A 17,287-nucleotide genomic window follows, 5' to 3' on the forward strand; every position below is an offset into this window, starting at 1 on the left:
GGGAACGCGGGGCTTAGGCAGCGTCAAAGGCGGCCGGTCAGTAGATGTCGAAGGCGAAGTAGCGGCTGGAGATCTGCTTGTAGGTGCCGTCGGCGACGATCTCGTCCAGGGCCTTGTTCAGGCGCTCGCGCAGGGCGTTGTCTTCCTTGCGCACGGCGATCGAGGCGTCGGCGGTGGTGCCATTGACGTCACCGATGATCTTGCAGCAGTCCTTGCCGGCGCTTTCGGCCCAGGCCAGCAGCGGGAACTTGTCGGCGATCACCCCATCCACGCGCCCGGCCGCCAGGTCGCTGTTGGCTTCGTCCAGGGTCGGGTAGAACTTCACGTCGGCGCCGGCCGGGCCGTAGTGGTCCTCGGCGTAGATGGCCTGGGTCGAGGAGGCCTGGGCGCCCACGGTGCGGCCCTTGAAGTTGGTCTGGGCGTCGCTGATGTCCGAGTCCTTGGCCACCGCCACCGACAGCGGGGTGCGGTAGTAGTGGTTGCTGAAGGCGATCTTTTTCTTGCGCTCGTCGGTAGCGATCATCGAGGCCACCACGGCGTCGTATTTTTTCGCCAGCAGCGCCGGGATGATGCCTTCCCAGTCCTGGGCGACGATCTGGCACTCGACCTGCATCTGCTTGCACAGGGCATTGGCGATGTCCACGTCGAAGCCGTGCAGCTGGTTGTTGGAGTCCACGTAGTTGAAGGGCGGGTAGGCGCCCTCGGTGGCGATCTTCAGGGTTTCAGCCTGGGCGGTGGAAGCGCCGATGACCAGGGCGCAGGCGCCGGCGAAGCGAAGGACGTTGTTCATGGAGCACCTCGGTTATTTATTGTTTTGCGCGGGTGGACGATGTGTAGCCAACAAATTCGTTATGCAGGGCGGCGGTGGCTTCCAGGCGTTTTTCCACCTCGGGTCCCAGGTGCTTGCACACCTCGTTGATCAAGAGGTGCACCAGCGACAGCATGGCCGCGGTGGATTCCCAAAACAGGTTGAACTCGGTGGGCACGCGGAACACCTCGTCGGCGTTCTGCTCGGCCCAGTCGCAGAAGGTGTCGGTCACCAGGGTCACCGGAATCCCCGCCTCGCGGGCCTTGCGGCACAGGGTCAGGGCGTGGCGCGAATAGCGCCGGGCCTCGAACACCACCAGGGCGCAGTCTTCGGCGGGGCTCAGCAGCACGTCGGCGAAATGCCCGGCGGAGCCGTCCACCAGGTGCACGCCGTCGCGCAGGTATTGCAGCAGGTGGACCATGGAGGCGGCGATGCCGCGCTCGGTCTGGAACCCCGCCACATACACCCGGCGCCGGCTGGCCAGGCGCTGGACCACGGTCTGCCAGGCCGGGGTCAGGCTGTATTCGTAGACCTTGACCAGCGCCGCCACTTCCAGCTCGAAGCTGCGGGGCAGGCCCTGGGCCGCCGGGTTGGGCTGCTGGCGAAATTCCTGCAGGCGGTCGCCCACCAGCCACGGGCCTTCGCCGAGGTCGTTCTTCAGGTCGTTTTTCAAATCCTTGAAATGGCTGTAGCCGATGGCGCGGCAGAACCGGCCGACGCTGGACTCGCTGACGCCGAGTTTTTCAGCGATGTCGGCGGCGGTCTGGAAGGGCAGCTCATAGAGGTTGGCCAGCATGTAGCTGGCAATCGCCCGGCCCGACGCGGTGGCGCTGGACAGGCTGCTTTCAAGGCGTTGTTTGATGGATTGGCTCATGGTTTTTCATTGTTATTGGCCGTTGACAATGGAAAATGAATGTTTTCTGTCATTAAGTCAATATTTGACAGTTAACTGGCGTGACGCGATAGTCAGGCGCCTTCCAATAACAATTCCAATGGAGCTGCAATGATCGAAGCGAACCAGGCGACCCTGGCGCAGGCACCCGTCGAGTACCTCGACCTGCCTGCCTTGACCGACTTGCTGCAACGGATTTTTCTTCGCCACGGCACCTCTGCCGAGGTGGCCCGGGTGCTGGCCGACAACTGTGCCCGGGCCCAGCGCGATGGTTCCCACAGCCACGGGGTGTTTCGTATTCCCGGTTACCTGTCGTCCCTGGCCAGTGGCTGGGTCAACGGTCAGGCCGTGCCGCAAGTGGAAGATGTGGCCCCCGGCGTGGTAGCGGTGGACGCCGCAGGCGGCTTTGCCCAGCCGGCCCTGGCGGCGGCCCGCGAGCTGCTTTTGAGCAAGGCCCGCAGCGCCGGGATCGCGGTGCTGGCGATTCGTAATTCCCATCACTTCGCGGCCCTGTGGCCGGATGTCGAGCCCTTCGCCGAAGAAGGCCTGGTGGCCCTGAGCCTGGTCAACAGCATGACCTGCGTGGTGCCCCATGGCGCCCAGCGCCCGCTGTTCGGCACCAACCCGATTGCCTTTGCCGCACCCCGCGAGGGCGCCGAGCCCATCGTCTTCGACCTGGCCACCAGCGCCATTGCCCACGGCGATGTGCAGATCGCCAAGCGCCAGGGCGAACAACTGCCACCGGGCATGGGGGTGGACCGCCACGGCCAGCCCACCTGCGATCCGGCAGCGATTCTCGACGGCGGCGCCTTGCTGCCCTTTGGCGGGCACAAGGGCTCGGCGCTGTCGATGATGGTGGAGCTGCTGGCGGCGGCGCTGACCGGTGGCAACTTCTCCTTCGAGTTCGACTGGTCGCAACACCCGGGGGCGCAGACGCCCTGGACCGGGCAACTGCTGATCGTCATCGATCCCAACCACCTGGGCGGCGGGCGTTTTGCCCAGCGCAGCGGCGAGCTGGTGCGGCAGATGCAGGCCGTGGGCCTGGAGCGCATGCCGGGGGATCGGCGCTACCGCACCCGGGCCAAATCCCTGCAAGAGGGCATTCCCCTGGCCGCTGCCGAGCTGGCACGGCTGCGGGCCCTGGCGGCCGACGACTAAGGGCTTTATCGGGTGCAGTCCTCAGCGGGTAACCCCAGCGCCGGCCCTACCGAGGGGCGTTCCGCATTCCCGATCTTTCGCGTACCTGCGCCTTCCCCGTAGGAGCCGGCTTGCCGGCGAAGAGGCCCGCCAGCCTTGCACCAGGCCGGCCGACGCCTTCGCTGGCAAGCCAGCTCCTACACGGTGGTCGGGCATTCAGGCGGTCACGCACCTACACCCATGGAACCGGCTACCCGCTACCCAAGTAGCATTCGTGCCCCGGGGCCGGCTTCGTACACTCATTGCTCAGACAACCCGCGCCGGAGGCGATGATGCAACAAGCCCAGAGCGAGGGTGTGGTCAGTGCCATGTCCCAGGCGGTCGACCCGCAGCAGGTGGCTCAGGACCTGGCCAGCCAGTTGCTGCATCCGCACCTGGGCTTCGTGCTGTTCTTCTGTTCCGCCGAATACCCCCTGCACACCCTGGGCCCGGCCCTGCAACAGAGCTTTGGCGGCATCCCCCTGGTGGGCTGCACCAGCGCCGGGGAAATCACGCCCCTGGGCTACGGGCGCAATTGCGTGACCGCCATCGGTTTCGACCATCGGCACTTTTCCATCGCCGCTGAATTGATCGACCAGATGGAACACTTCAGCCTGATCGACGCCCAGCAGATGGTCGAACGCCTGGTGGGGGATTGCCGCAGCAACACCCTGGCGCCGATCAAGGGCAACAGCTTCGCCCTGACCCTGCTGGACGGCCTGTCGAGCCGCGAGGAAATGGTCCTTGCTGCCCTCAGCGCGGCCCTGGGGGACATCCCGCACTTCGGCGGTTCGGCCGGCGACGACAACTACCTGACCCACACCCACGTCTACTTCGGCGGCAAATTCCACAGCGGCGCGGCGGTGCTGGTGCTGGTCAATACCTGGCTGGATTTCGAGGTGTTCACCACCCACCACATTCAGCCCCGGGAAGAAAAACTGGTGGTCACCGGCGCCGACAGTACCTTGCGCCGGGTCTATGAACTGAATGCGGAACCCGCCGCCGAAGAGTACGCGCGGCTGATCGGCGTGCCCCTGGCGCAGCTCGACCATCGGGTGTTCGCCGCCCACCCGCTGGCGGTGCGGATCAACCAGCACTACTACGTGCGCGCGGTGCAGCAGGTGCACCCGGACCTGAGCCTGAGTTTCTACTGCGCGGTGGAAAACGGCATCGTCCTCACCGCCATGACCCCCGGCCCCTTGCTGCCCAACCTGCAACAGCTGTTCGACGGCTTGCAGCAGCGCCTCGGCGGGTTGTTGCTGACCATTGGCTGCGACTGCTTTTTGCGCCGCCTGGAGCTGGAGGGGCAGGGCAGCCTGGAGCAGATCGGGGCCTTTTTGCGGGAACAGCGGGTGATGGGTTTCAACACCTACGGAGAACAGTTCAATGGCATGCACATCAACCAGACCTTCACCGGGGTCGCCATTGCCCGCAGTCGCACTCCGGCCCGCCGCTGAGCTGCAAGCCCAGCTCGACTGCCTGCAACGCGAGAACCGCAAGCTGCGGCGGATCAACAGCGCGCTGATCGAGCGGGTCGAATCCGGCATCACCCGCGGCAACGATCCTTATGCGGCGTTCCAGCATTCGGTGGTGCTGGCCGAGCAGGTGCGCGAACGCACCGACGCCCTGAACCAGGCCATGGCCGAGCTCAAGGCCGGCAACCATTTGCTCAGCGAAGCGCGGCTGCGGGCCGAGACTGCGCACCAGCATCTGATCGACGCCATCGAGAGCATTTCCGACGCCTTCGTGCTGTTCGACCAGGAGCAGCGCATCGTCCTGTTCAACAGCCGCTTCCGCGCCTTCTGGAGCCACAGCCGGGTGCGGATCATGGCCGGCATGCGCCTCGCGGAAGTGCGCCGGCTGATGACCAGCACCGGGCTGTTCAGCGAAGAACCGCGCAGCGGCGCTGAGGAGCAGTTGCTCTATCGCCTGCACAACGGCCGCTGGCTGCAGGTCAGCGAGCGGCCGACCCGGGAAGGCGGGCGGGTGATCCTGTTCACCGACATCACCGAGGTCAAGCACAGCGAAACCCTGCGCCGGGAACAGGCGGTGGCGCAAAAGTCCCACCTGCTGCAACGGGCGGTGGACAACCTGTCCCAGGGCGTGGCCATGGTCAGCGCCGAGGGCGTGCTGGAGTTGTGGAACCGGCGCTTCCTCGAACTCAGCGGGCTGGCCCCAGTGGCCGCGCATCGCTTGTTTGCCGAGGTCATCGGCGACAGCGAACTGCGCCTGCTGAGCCCCGACAGCCGCGACGCCAACGGCCGGCCGATCCACGAATGCGAACAGCGCCTGAGCGATGGCCGGGTGCTGGAGATCCGCACCCATCCGCTGCCCACCGGTGGTTTCGTCAACACCTTCACCGACATCACCGAACGCTACCAGCACGCCGAGGCCCTGAGTGAAAGCGAACGCTGGATCCGCCTGATCACCGACCATGTGCCGGCGCTGATCGCCTACCTCAATGCCGACCTGGTGTACGAGTTCACCAACAAGGTCTATGAGGAGTGGTACTGCTGGCCGCGGGGCGTGATGCTCGGCCAGAGCCTGCGCGAGGTGCACAGCGAGCAGCACTACCAGCGCCTGGAAAGCTATGTGGAGCGGGCCCTGGCCGGGGAGAGCGTGACCTTCGAATTCGCCGAGACCAACATCAACAACCAGGAGCGCTACATGCTGCGCTCCTACGTGCCCAACCGCCTGGCCAATGGCGAGGTGGTGGGGATCTTCGTGCTGATCCGCGACATCACCGAGCGCCGGCGCACCGCCGAGGCCCTGCATCAGGCCTACCAGAACCTGGAGCTGCGGGTGCGCGAACGCACCGCCGAGCTGACCACCCTCAACCAGCAACTGCTGCGCGAGATCGAAGAGCGCAGCCGGGTCGAATCACGCTTGCGCGAAGCCAAGGCCGAGGCCGAACGGGCCAACCTGTCGAAGACCAAGTTCCTCGCCGCGGTCAGCCATGACCTGCTGCAACCTCTGAACGCCGCGCGGTTGTTCACCAGCGCCTTGCTCGAGCGTCGCGACCCTCAGGCCAGCAGCGCCTTGGTGCGCAATGTCAGCAACTCCCTGGAGGATGTGGAAAACCTGCTGGGCACCCTGGTGGACATTTCCAAGCTCGATGCCGGGGTGATCAAGGCCGATATCGCACCCTTTGCCTTGAGCGAACTGCTGGAAAACCTCGCCGCCGAGTACGCCCAGGTGGCCCGCAGCGAGGGCCTGGAACTGCACTTCGTGGCCTGCTCGGCGCTGGTGCGCAGCGACATCCAACTGCTGGCGCGGATTCTGCGCAACCTGCTGAGCAACGCCATCCGCTACACCCGCCAGGGCCGCGTGGTGCTGGGCTGCCGGCGCCAGGGGCACTGGCTGTCGGTGGAAGTCTGGGACAGCGGCATGGGCATCGCCGCCGAACGCCTGGAGGAAATCTTCCAGGAGTTCAAGCGTGGCGAAGAGCAGCGCCCGGACCAGGATCGCGGCCTGGGCCTGGGGTTGGCCATTGTCGAGAAGATTGCCGGGATTCTCGGGCACCGCATCGGCGTGCGTTCCTGGCCGGGGCGCGGCTCGGTGTTCAGCGTGCAAGTGCCGATCAGCGCCAGCGCGCCGGTGCCAGCGCCGCGTCCGGAGCTGGGGGAAGCCCTGCTGGAACGTTTGCAGGGCGCGCGGATCTGGGTGCTGGATAACGACGCGGCGATCTGCGCCGGCATGCGCACCTTGCTTGAAGGTTGGGGCTGCCAGGTGATCACCGCCTTGTCCGAAGAAGACCTGGCGCGCCAAGTGGACGACTACCGTGCCGAGGCCGACCTGCTGATTGCCGACTACCACCTGGACCAGCAACAGAACGGCATCGATGCCGTGGCACGGATCAATGCCCGCCGCGCCCTGGCGATCCCGGCGATGATGATCACCGCCAACTACAGCAACGAGCTCAAACAGCAACTGCGCGAACTGGGCCACACCCTGATGCACAAACCGGTGCGGCCGATGAAACTCAAGACCGCCATCAGCCACCTGCTGAGCCCAACGCGCCATCCCTGACAACCGTAGGAGCTGGCTTGCCAGCGAAGGCGCCCGAGAGATCGCCTTCGCCGGCAAGCCGGCTCCTACGGGCCCCCCACGAAATCACTGACTGCTTTAGGAGCTGGCTTGCCAGCGAAGGGGTCCGCAGACCGCCTTCGCCGGCAAGCCGGCTCCTACGGGGCCCCCCACGAAATCACTGACTGCTGTAGGAGCTGGCTCGCCAGCGAAGAGGCCCGCAAGATCGCCTTCGCCGGCAAGCCGGCTCCTACAGGGCCCCCACGAAATCACTGACAGCTGTAGGAGCTGGCTCGCCAGCGAAGGGGCCCGCAAGATCGCCTTCGCCGGCAAGCCGGCTCCTACAGGCCCCCCCACGGAATCACTGACTGCTGTAGGAGCTGGCTTGCCAGCGAAGGGGCCCGCAGACCGCCATCGCCGGCAAGCCGGCTCCTACGGGCCCCCCACGGAATCACTGACTGCCGTAGGAGCTGGCTTGCCAGCGAAGGGGCCCGAAAGACCGCCTTCGCCGGCAAGCCGGCTCCTACAGGATCTGCTGCACGCTCACCTGAATTCACCGGCGCAGGTACGCGCCGAAATCAATATCCCCAGCACTCAGAATCGCCTGCACTCGGTTGTGCACATTGAGCTTGCGCAAAATCGCCGAGACATGGGCCTTCACCGTGGTTTCGGCAATGTCCAGGGTGTAGGCGATCTGTTTGTTCGACTCGCCCTTGGTCATCCGTTCCAGCACCAGCAGCTGTTTGCGGGTCAGGGCCTGGAGCAGTTCCGGGGGGAAGCTCGGGGTCTCGCTGTTGCGCCGCCCCGGCTGGCTTTTCTGGGTGCGGATGATGTCCGGCGGCAGGTACACGTTGCCGTTGAGGATCTGTTCGATGGCCTCGGTCATCTGTGAACGCGGCGAGGATTTGGTGATGAAGCCGACGGCGCCGTAGGTGATGGCCTGGAGCACGATCTGTTTGTCCTGCTCGGCGGAAACGATCACCACGGGGATGGTCGGCGCTTCGTTGCGCAGGGTGATCAGGCCGTTGAGGCCGTGCATGCCGGGCATGTTCAGGTCCAGCAGTATCAGGTCCAGGTCGTCGTGTTCCTGGGTCAGGGCCAGGGCGCTGTCCAGGTCGGCGGTTTCCATTACCTCGCTGCCGGGGAAACCGTCGCTGATGACGTTGTGGATGGCTTCGCGAAACAGTGGGTGATCGTCGGCTATCAGAATTCTATACATGGCCTTTCACCTCGTTATTGTGTTTGTGGGAGCGCAGGCTCAGGGAAAGCTTTCCGGCCGGGCCGCTACCACGGGCAGGCTGGCGGCCTCCCAGGCATCCAGGCCGTCGCGGTACCAGTAGATGTTTTTATAGCCCAGAGCTGCCGCGCGTTTTACCGCGTTCCAGCTCAGCCAGCAATCGGCGCGGCAGTAGAACACCAGGGCCCGCTGCGGGTCTGCGTTGCTGAGCCGTTGCAGGTTGCCGGTGAAATAGGCTTGCCACTCGGGGTTCAATTCGCCATCGCCGGTATTGGCCAGCCAGTGGCTGCCGGGGAGGTTGGCGTGGGGCTCGCTGTCGATGAAGCGGCCTTGCAGCCATTGCCGGCGATAGACGTCGATCAGCAGGGGGTTGGGCTGCTGCTGGAGCAGCGCTTGCAGGCCCGGGGTGTCGATGATCTGCGCGGCCTCGATCCGCGTGGGCGTCGGGCTGCGGTAGAGGCTGGTGCGATAGCCCTCGGCGGAAAACAGTGGGGTCTCGGCGTGGGCCATTCCCAGGGTCAGGCTCAGGGAGAGCAGGGCCAGGGTCTGCAGGGCGCGGGGCATAAGGCTTCTATCCTTTTTGTTATGGGCCTATTACATGCCAGGGCAGGGGCACTTGGGAATGCGACCATCGACAGCAAAAGCAGTACCAAAGTCGTAGCCGCCGGCGTGCCGGCGAAGGGGCCATTGGGGGGAGGCAGGGCTTGCGGGCCTCTTCCCTGGCCAGCCAGCGCCTGCAGCGGGTGGGGGTATGCAGAAAGTAGGAGCAGAGCGGTACCAAGGTAGTAGGCCGGCACTCTTGCGCGGGCCTTAGCATGGGTGCAGCGGCCATGGCCACCCGGAGGACTTCCCATGCGCATCCTGAAAGTGCTGCTCTTGCCGTTGCTGCTGATCCTCAGCCTGATCGGCGTCGATCGCTTGCACGGCTCACGGCCGGCACCGGTTGCGGGCCAGCCTGCGGCGCAGGGGCGCTAGGCATGTCGGCCCTGTGGCGGATCAACCTCTGGGTCACCGCCTGTTTCGCGCTGCTGACCCTGGCCTGCGCCGGGTTGTTGCTGCGCCAGGCGGCGGACGATGTCGAGCGCGAAGTGCAATCCGCCGAGGCCCTGGTGCAGTACCTGGGGGACAGCGCCGAACGCCATCCCGCCAGCCTGCAACCGGCACTGACCCGCAGCCTGCGGCATGTGCGGGTGCACTGGCTGGCACCCGGTGAACAGCCACCGCTCGCCGCCGAGCCTGATGGCTGGCTGGGGCGCCTGTTGCTCGGCGATAACCGGCCGAGTGCTCGGCTACTGGAATTGAATGATGGCCGGCGCGTGCTGATTGCGGTGAATGCCGCCGCTGAGCTGGGGGAAGTGCGCCAGGCCCTGCAGCAATGGCTCGGCCTGTGTGCGCTGGCGCTGCTGCTTTGCCTGCTGAGCATCGGCTGGGCGGTGCGCCGTGGCCGGGCCTGGCTTGATGAAGTGCTGCACGCCCTGGCCCAGGTCTCCGACGGCCAGATGGCGGTGCGCCTGCGCAGCACCGCGCTGCCGGAAACCCGCCAACTGGCCGAGCATTTCAACCGCATGGCCAGCGCCCTGGAGCAGGCCCATGCCGACAACCAGCAACTGACCCAGACCCTGCTGGCGGTGCAGGAGCAAGAGCGCAACCACCTGGCGCAGACCCTGCACGACGACCTCGGCCAATACCTGGCCGGCATCCGCGCCCAGGCCTGCCTGCTGCGCCTGGTGGTGGACCAGCCGGCCCTGGTGGCCAAGACCGCCGAATCCCTGGAGCTCAACTGCGAGCACCTGCAACAGGGCTTTCGCGCCATGACCCAGGACCTGTACCCGGTGGTGCTGGCCCACCTGCCCCTGGCCGAAGCCCTGGGGCTGCTGGTGCAACAGTGGCAAGCGCGCCAGGGGATTGAATGCCGGCTGTGGGTTGGCGAACGCCTGCCGGCATTGCCGGGGGCGAGCAAGACCCACCTCTATCGCCTGTTGCAGGAAGCCCTGACCAATGTCGCCCGGCACGCCGGCGCCAGCCAGGTGCGGGTGCGCCTGCAACGCCGCGGCCCGGGCCTGCGCCTGCTGATCCGCGACAACGGCCGCGGCGCGCCCCAGGCCCGCCGCGCCGGAGTCGGCCTGCATTCCATGGCCGAGCGGGCCCGCAGCCTGGGCGGCGAACTGCGCATCATCAACCGCCCCGGCGCCGGTTGGGCGCTGGCCCTGAACATTCCCCTGGAGGCCTGATGAATATCTTGTTGGTGGATGATCACGCGGTGGTCCGTCAGGGTTACGCCAGCCTGCTGCAGGCGGTGTTGCCGAGCATGCAGGTGCGTGAAGCGGCCAATGGCGAAGAAGCCCTGGCCCGGGTGCAGGAAGAGGTGCCGCAACTGGTGATCATGGATTTTGCTTTGCCGGGCATCAGCGGTTTGGAGACCACTCGGCGCTTGCGCCAGCGTTTGCCGCAGTTGCGGGTGCTGTTTTTCAGCATGCACGATGAGTTGCCCCTGGTGCGTCAGGCTTTGGAAGCGGGGGCTTCGGGGTATCTGACCAAGAGCTCGGCACCCCAGGTGCTGATCGAGGCGGTGCACCGGGTTCTGGCCGGGCATGCGTATATCGAACAGGGGTTGGCCACGCAGTTGGCGTGCACGCCGTTGCGGGATGAGAGCGATCCGCGGTTGCAGGGGATGACCCAGCGCGAGATGGAGATTTTCGTGATGCTGGCCAAGGGCACACCGGCACGGGTGATTGCGCAGCAGTTGTGTATCAGTGGCAAGACGGTGTCGAACTATCTGACCTTGCTCAAGAGCAAGTTGCAGGTGAGTTCCCATGGGGAGTTGGTGCATTTGGGGATTGATATGGGGGTGGTCAGGGTGGCGGGGTGAGTTTGTTTTTTTTGGGGGTGGGGTATATATCCATTTTTGCGGTAACGGCGGTTTATGGTTTTGAGTGCATATCCGTTGCTGTGGTCAGGGCGGCTGATGGTTTCGCCTTTATGGCGAGGGGGTGAGTACATATTCGTTGCTGCGGTCAGGGCGGCTTATGGTTTTGCCTTTACGGCGAGGGGTTGAGCACATATCCGTTGCTGCGGTCAGGGCGGCTTATGGTTTCGCCTTTACGGCGAGGGGTTGAGTACATATCCATCGCTGCGGTCAGGGCCACTTAGGGTTTCGCCCTTACGGCGACTCACTTTTTTCAAACGCCAAAAAAGTAAGCAAAAACGCTTGCCCCTCCATACGGCCCCTCGCTGGGGCTCGGGGTGCCCTCGCTCCGGCATTGCTCCGGGGGCACGCCGCCACAGGCCATCCATGGCCTGGGGCGGCTAGCTCGGCATCCTTGCCGAGCTGCCCCCTACGCAACGCCTGCGCTCGGCCTGCTGGGAAGGGGCCTGAAGATCAAGATCAAGAGAAAAAGCCAAGCGCGTTTACGCGCTCTTCGTAGGAGCCGGCTTGCCGGCGAAGGGGCCCTCAAGTCATGCATCGTTCTGGCGGACGCCTTCGCTGGCAAGCCAGCTCCTACGGGGCGTTACACACGGCCTCATCTTCAGGCCGGCCGCAAGGCCGCCGTCAGATTTTGATCTTGATCTGCCTGCCCCCTTAGACACGATGGCCGAACGCAGGCATTGAGCCGTGGGTAACCCGGCAGGGATGCCGGGTTAGCCGCCCCAGGCCATGGATGGCCTGTGGCGGCGGCCCACGGATCAATGCCGGAGTGAGGGCATGCCGAGCCTAGGCGAGGCACCGAGTGGAGGGGCAAAGCGTTTTGCTTACTTTTGCGCTGTTCAAAAGTGAGTCGCTGTAAGAGCGAAACCGCCAGCCGCCGTAACCGCCGCAACGGATATGTACTCACTCTCTCAGCCACAAGTGGCTGCTACCGCAGCATCGGATATGTACTCAATCCCTCAGCCGCAAGTGGCGGTTACCGCTGCATCGGATATGCACTCAATCCCTCCGCCACAAGTGGCCGCCCCCGCCACACCGGATATGCACTCACCCCCCTACTTATCCCACGTCCGAGGACACCCCAAACACCCCTCCATATTGGCATCCTGAAAATTCCCATAATGCTGCCGTGCCCCCCGCAGATCGGCCCCTTGCAGATTGCTCTCGCCAAACTTCGCTTCCTGCAGATTGGCATCACTCAGGTCAGCCCCCTGCAGATCCGCCTTGCTCAACCAGGTCATCTCCAGGTCCGCCGCCCGCAGCTTGGCCTGGTGCAGCTTGGCCCCGGACAAGCGGGCAAACTGCAGGTAGGCCGCGCTGAGGTCGGCTTTTTCGAATTGCGCGCCCTGGGCAAACAGCCCCCAGCCCTGGATCGCCACCAGTTTGGCGTTGCTGAAATCCGCCAGCCGCAAGTTGCTCTGTTGCAGGCTGGCGCGGGTCAGGTTGGCGCCCTGCAGGCGGGCTTGTTCCAGGTTGGCCAGGTCCAGTTGGGCATGACGCAGGTCGGCATCACGCAGGTCGGCGCCGGCCAGGTTCATCTTGCGCAGGTCCTGGTTGGCCAGGTTGGCGCCCCGCAGGTTGGCCCCGGGGCACTGGCTGGATTCGGCAATCACGCAGCCGTTGACGGTCAGCGGTACGTCGTTGCCGTCGTCGTCGACGTTCACCGCGAGCGCCGGGGAGAGGATCAACAGCAGGGCCAGTGGCAGATAGTTCATGGTGCGGTTCTCCAGGCTGGAGTGAAGGCGGGTGGGACGAGAATGCGGGCTCCCGGTCGACCGGCGCCCTGGGGCCACAGCCGTCCAGAACCCGGCCCCGGGGTGTGTCTGGCACCTCCCGGGGGCTGGCTTCGGGGGCGCTGCGCGACACAGCCGAGCACGCTCCCTCGCCACAGACAGGACGGTGACGGTCAGCGCTGGGCGCTCTTGTTATCCCAGCTCGGGATCTTGAATACCCAGAACGAGCCACCCTGGGCCACCGGCTTGGTCAGCTCGGCCATGTCGCCACCCCACAGCGGCACCGCGCCGCCGTAGCCCACGGTCACGCCGATGTACTGCTCGCCATCCTGCTCCCAGGTGATGGGCGGCGAGACGATGCCGCTGCCGGTCTGGAATTTCCACAGCTCCTTGCCGGTCTTGGCGTCGAAGGCCTTGAAGAAGCCGTCGCCGGTGCCGGTGAACACCAGGTTGCCCTTGGTCGCCAATACCCCGGCCCACAGCGGCAACTGTTCCTTGTGCTCCCACACCAGCTTGCCGGTGCTCGGGTCCATGGCCCGCAGGGTGCCGACGTGGTCGTCGTACATGCGCTTGATGCGGAAACCCATGCCTAAGTAGGCCGAGCCTTTCTTGTAGTTGACTTCCTCGGTCCAGTACTCCTCCTTCCACTGGTTGCCGGGGATGTAGAACAGCCCGGTGTCCTGGCTGTAGGCCATGGGGTTCCAGTTCTTGCCCCCCAGGAACGGCGGCGAGACTTCCACCGGCTTGCCCTTGGTTTCACCCGGCAGCGGCTTGGCCGGACGCTGGCCTTCGTTTTCCACCGGGCGCCCGGTCTTCAGGTCGATGTGGCTGGCCCAGGTGATGTTGTCGACGAAGGGGAAGGCGTTCTGCAATTTGCCGTTGTTGCGGTCCACCACGTAGAAGAAGCCGTTGCGGTCGGCGTGGCCGGTGGCCTTGACCACTTTGCCGTCCTTGCCCTTGTAGTCGAACAGCACCAGTTCGTTGTTGCCGGAGAAGTCCCAGGCATCGTTCGGCGTGTGCTGGTAGAACCACTTCACTTCGCCGGTGCTCGGGTCGACGCCGACCTGGCCTGAGGTGTACAGGCTGTCGAAGTCGTGGGGGTTGCCGTCTTTCGAGGTGCGTGCCCAGGTGTTCCACGGGCCCGGGTTGCCGGCGCCGACGATGATGGTGTTGCTCTCGGCATCGAAGCTGGCGCTCTGCCAAGGGGCGCCGCCGCCATGGCTCCAGGCCTCGACCTTGCCGGTTTCGGTGGTCTTGTCGTCGGGCCAGGACGGCGCCTTGACGTCGCCGGTGGGGGTGCTGTCCTTGCCGTTCAGGCGGCCCATGTGGCCTTCGACGAAGGGCCGCATCCACACCTCTTCACCGGTGTCCGGGTCGCGGGCGAACAGTTGGCCGACCACGCCGAACTCATCGCCGGAGCTGCCGTGAATCAGCAGCACCTTGCCGCTGGTCTTGTCTTTGATCAGCACTGGGGCGCCGGTCATGGTGTAGCCGGCGCTGTGGTCGCCGAACTTCTTGTTCCACACCACTTTGCCGGTGTTTTTATCGAGGGCGATCAGGCGCGCATCGAGGGTGCCGAAGTAGATCTTGTCGCCGTAGATCGCCGCGCCGCGGTTGACCACGTCGCAGCACGGGCGAATGTTGTCCGGCAGGCGGTGGTTGTAGGTCCACAGGCGCTTGCCAGTCTTGGCGTCGAGGGCGAACACCCGCGAGTAGGAACCGGTGACGTAGACCACGCCGTCGCTGACGATGGCCTGGGATTCCTGGCCGCGCTGCTTCTCGTCGCCGAAGGAGTAGGACCAGGCCGGGGTCAGCTTGAACACGTTCTGGTCGTTGACCTGGGCCAGCGGGCTCCAGCGCTGGGCGTTGGTGCCCATGCCGTATTGCAGCACGTCCTTGGTGGTCAGGTGGTCGTTGGCGATGTCTTCCCAGGTGACGTTGCGGGTGCTCGGCGCGGCTGCGGTGGCGGCACTGGCACCGGCGCTCAGGGACAGGCTGCCGGCGAGCATAAAGGCCTGCACGGCCAGGGTCAGCGGGGCAAGGGTGGGTAGCGTTCTTATTCTCATGGTGGCAGTTCCCAGTGGAGGTTTTGTCCTGACTAGGGTGTGCCGGGGCGTGGCCTGGAGATACGGAAAAAGTCCCGCGCTTGCCGGGAAAATTTCCCAGCCGGCACCTGATTTAGACCCGCACCACAAGCCCTACTACCAAGGGAGTAAGGCCCGGCCACCAAAGCAGCATACGGCTGCCCCGCGGGCTGTTTCTAAGATGGCGCCACGGCCTCTGTCGAGAGGCCTCGCGTGCAATCTTGAGGGCATGACAATGATAAGAAAACACAACGCCTGGTTGGCCGCCGGGCTGCTGGCCGGCCTGTTGAGCAGCGGTGCATGGGCCCACGGCAACGTAGTGCCCCAGGCGGTGGAGACCAAGGGCCTGACCCCGGTCAAGGACGCTGGCGTGACCCTGGACGGCGACGGCTGGGCCGCGGTCAATCCGTACCGCACCAGCCCCGAGCGGGACAAGGCGGTGGAAATCGGCGCTTCGGCCTACAACCAGAACTGCGCCGCCTGCCATGGCCTGGAAGCCAAGTCCGGCGGCATTGCCCCGGACCTGCGCATGCTCGATGTGGGTGACGCTGGGGACGAGTGGTTTGTCGAGCGGGTGCGCCACGGCGCGGTGCGCGATGGCCGGGTGTACATGCCGAAGATGGCCGACTACCTGAGCCAGGAAGCCCTGTGGGCGGTGCGCACCTACCTGGACAGCGTGCACGTCGAGGAGTGATGGCCATGGGCCTCTGGCGGCTGTACCTGGGTGGCCTGCTGCTGATGTCGCCGCTGGCCTTTGCGGCCCGCATCGAGCCCGGCCCGGACCCGGTGCCGTCGGTGATGTGGGCCTACTACCAGCGGCAGATCCTGGCGGACGCACCCTTCGTCTTCGATGAACGGGTCAAGCTGCTGGCGCCGCCGTTTGCCGAGGATGCGCGCCAGGTGCCGCTGGAAATCGACGCCCGGGCCTTGGCCGGCGAGGTGGTGAAGATCCTCGCCTGGGCCGAGCTCAACCCGTTGCCGCGGATCGTCGATTTCGAGCCCGGGGCCGGGGTGCAGCCCTGGCTGTCGATCCGAATCCGTATCGAACAGGCCACACCGCTACGCGCCGCGGTGCTGACCCGCGATGGCCTGTGGCACGTCGGCTCGGCCCTGATCGACGCCGCCGGCGGTGGCTGCACCGCCCCCAGCCTGGTGCGCAGCCAGCCCGGCTGGGAAGATCACGTCGGCGAAGTGCTGGGGGCGCGTTATCCCCGGGGCAGCGCCAGCCGTTTGCGCCTGCAGGTGTCGCACCCGATGGACAACGGCCTGCTCGGCGGCATCCCCGAATTCTTTCTCAACCAGGCGCAACTGCTGGACGCCGACAACCGCGTGCTGGCGCGCCTTGAGCTGTACCCGGCGGTCAGCGAGAACCCCAACCTGGGGTTCGATATCCAGGCCCCCGGGCAGACCCGCCTGCTGTTGCGGGACAACAACGGCAATCAGTTCGAAGCGACCATTCCCTGAGCCGAGGAGCAAGCCATGCGCTGGATACTGCTGCTGTGTCTGAGCCTGAGCCTGCCGGCCTGGGCCGAACTGGACTACCGCCTCAAGCCCCGGCAGATCGCCGAGGGCACCTGGCTGCTGGAAGGTGGCACCGAGAATTTCTCCCGGGACAACGGCGGCAATATCGTCAACACCGGGTTCATCGTCACCGACGCCGGAGTGCTGGTGATCGACACCGGGCCGTCGAAACGCTACGGCCAAGCCCTGCGCCAGGCAATTGCCGCCACCACCGAGCAACCGCTGGTCCAGGTGCTGCTGACCCATCATCACCCGGACCATGTGCTGGGCAACCAGGCCTTCAGCGACGTGCCGATCGCGGCCCTGGCCGGCACCACCGACCGGCTGCGCGAGCAGGGCGATGCCATGGCTGAAAACCTCTACCGCTTGGTGGGCGACTGGATGCGCGGCACCGAGGTGGTGCTGCCCAACCGGACCCTGGAACCCGGGGTACTGGAGATTGGCGGGCACCGCCTGCGGCTGCTGGCGCTGGCCGGCCATACCGGCGCCGACCTGGCGATTTTCGACGAACGCACCGGGGTGCTGTTCGCCGGCGACCTGGTGTTCTACCAGCGCGCCTTGACCACCCCCAACAGCCCGGGGCTTGAAGTCTGGCTCGACGACCTGCAGCGCCTGCAAGCCTTGCCCTGGCGCCTGATCGTTCCCGGCCACGGCCCGGTGGCCAGCAGCGCGGCGCCCTTTGCCCAGATGCGCGACTACCTGGGCTGGCTGCACCAACTGCTGAGCGCCGGCGCGGCCCGTGGCGACGACATGGCCGAACTGATCCGCGCCCCGATTCCCGAGCGCTTTGCCGCCATCAGCCTGACCCGCTACGAACTGATCCGCAGCGTCAGCCACCTGTACCCCTGTCTCTTATACACATCTCCGAGCCCACGAGACATCTC

The 17,287-nt window shown here is 65.6% G+C and carries 14 protein-coding genes; 8 read left to right on the top strand and 6 right to left on the bottom strand.

The window, feature by feature from the left end; genetic code table 11:
• Positions 1–37 precede the first annotated feature (37 nt).
• Together GV819_RS30745 and GV819_RS30750 are read right to left on the bottom strand one after the other, a co-directional pair.
• Positions 38–790: a transporter substrate-binding domain-containing protein gene (locus GV819_RS30745; protein WP_161759780.1), complete on the bottom strand. Its 753-nt coding sequence runs from the start codon at positions 788–790 to the stop codon at positions 38–40.
• 16 nt (positions 791–806) lie between these two features.
• On the bottom strand, positions 807–1,682 hold the full coding sequence (locus GV819_RS30750; protein WP_161759781.1) for a MurR/RpiR family transcriptional regulator: 876 nt from the start codon (positions 1,680–1,682) through the stop codon (positions 807–809).
• Positions 1,683–1,811: 129 nt separating this feature from the next.
• Between GV819_RS30750 and GV819_RS30755 the strand changes: the two genes are divergently transcribed.
• From GV819_RS30755 to nahK, 3 genes are all read left to right on the top strand, one after another.
• Positions 1,812–2,858, top strand: coding sequence for an Ldh family oxidoreductase (locus GV819_RS30755; protein WP_161759782.1), 1,047 nt, complete (start codon positions 1,812–1,814; stop codon positions 2,856–2,858).
• Positions 2,859–3,169: 311 nt separating this feature from the next.
• Positions 3,170–4,333: a nitric oxide-sensing protein NosP gene (gene nosP, locus GV819_RS30760; protein ID WP_161759783.1), complete on the top strand. Its 1,164-nt coding sequence runs from the start codon at positions 3,170–3,172 to the stop codon at positions 4,331–4,333.
• Positions 4,263–6,905 (top strand): hybrid sensor histidine kinase/response regulator NahK/ErcS', encoded by a 2,643-nt coding sequence (gene nahK, locus GV819_RS30765; RefSeq protein WP_161759784.1) that lies wholly within the window; start codon positions 4,263–4,265, stop codon positions 6,903–6,905. The genes nosP and nahK overlap by 71 nt, the downstream gene beginning before the upstream one ends.
• Positions 6,906–7,455: 550 nt before the next feature.
• Here nahK and GV819_RS30770 read toward each other — a convergent pair.
• Both GV819_RS30770 and GV819_RS30775 read right to left on the bottom strand, forming a co-directional pair.
• Positions 7,456–8,121 carry a response regulator transcription factor gene (locus GV819_RS30770; protein WP_161759785.1) on the bottom strand — a complete coding sequence of 222 codons (666 nt, stop codon included), beginning with the start codon at positions 8,119–8,121 and terminating at the stop codon, positions 7,456–7,458.
• 39 nt (positions 8,122–8,160) lie between these two features.
• Entirely contained in the window at positions 8,161–8,703 is a 543-nt protein-coding gene (locus GV819_RS30775) for a PQQ-dependent catabolism-associated CXXCW motif protein (RefSeq protein WP_161759786.1), read from the bottom strand.
• Between the two features lie 288 nt (positions 8,704–8,991).
• Between GV819_RS30775 and GV819_RS33395 the strand changes: the two genes are divergently transcribed.
• Genes GV819_RS33395 through GV819_RS30785 form a run of 3 tightly spaced genes read left to right on the top strand, consistent with a single transcriptional unit; the run spans position 8,992 to position 11,008 of the window.
• Entirely contained in the window at positions 8,992–9,114 is a 123-nt protein-coding gene (locus GV819_RS33395) for a hypothetical protein (RefSeq protein WP_256667675.1), read from the top strand.
• 2 nt (positions 9,115–9,116) lie between these two features.
• Positions 9,117–10,370 carry a sensor histidine kinase gene (locus tag GV819_RS30780; RefSeq protein WP_161759787.1) on the top strand — a complete coding sequence of 418 codons (1,254 nt, stop codon included), beginning with the start codon at positions 9,117–9,119 and terminating at the stop codon, positions 10,368–10,370.
• A complete protein-coding gene (locus GV819_RS30785) occupies positions 10,370–11,008 on the top strand; it encodes a response regulator transcription factor (RefSeq protein ID WP_161759788.1) in 639 nt (212 codons plus the stop codon). The genes GV819_RS30780 and GV819_RS30785 overlap by 1 nt, the downstream gene beginning before the upstream one ends.
• A 1,112-nt stretch (positions 11,009–12,120) precedes the next feature.
• Here GV819_RS30785 and GV819_RS30790 read toward each other — a convergent pair.
• Both GV819_RS30790 and exaA read right to left on the bottom strand, forming a co-directional pair.
• Positions 12,121–12,780, bottom strand: a complete 660-nt coding sequence (locus GV819_RS30790) for a pentapeptide repeat-containing protein (protein ID WP_161759789.1) — start codon at positions 12,778–12,780, stop codon at positions 12,121–12,123.
• A gap of 191 nt (positions 12,781–12,971) precedes the next feature.
• Positions 12,972–14,864: a quinoprotein ethanol dehydrogenase gene (gene exaA, locus GV819_RS30795; RefSeq protein ID WP_161759790.1), complete on the bottom strand. Its 1,893-nt coding sequence runs from the start codon at positions 14,862–14,864 to the stop codon at positions 12,972–12,974.
• Positions 14,865–15,117: 253 nt separating this feature from the next.
• On the opposite strand from exaA, the gene pedF reads away from it, so the two are divergent.
• Both pedF and GV819_RS30805 read left to right on the top strand, forming a co-directional pair.
• Positions 15,118–15,576 carry a cytochrome c-550 PedF gene (gene pedF / locus GV819_RS30800; RefSeq protein WP_161759791.1) on the top strand — a complete coding sequence of 153 codons (459 nt, stop codon included), beginning with the start codon at positions 15,118–15,120 and terminating at the stop codon, positions 15,574–15,576.
• Positions 15,576–16,346: a quinoprotein dehydrogenase-associated SoxYZ-like carrier gene (locus GV819_RS30805; protein WP_434738447.1), complete on the top strand. Its 771-nt coding sequence runs from the start codon at positions 15,576–15,578 to the stop codon at positions 16,344–16,346. Before pedF ends, GV819_RS30805 begins: the two co-directional genes overlap by 1 nt.
• The last annotated feature ends 941 nt before the right edge of the window (positions 16,347–17,287 follow it).

Source organism: Pseudomonas sp. Fl5BN2 (assembly GCF_009908205.1).
Classification (GTDB): domain Bacteria; phylum Pseudomonadota; class Gammaproteobacteria; order Pseudomonadales; family Pseudomonadaceae; genus Aquipseudomonas.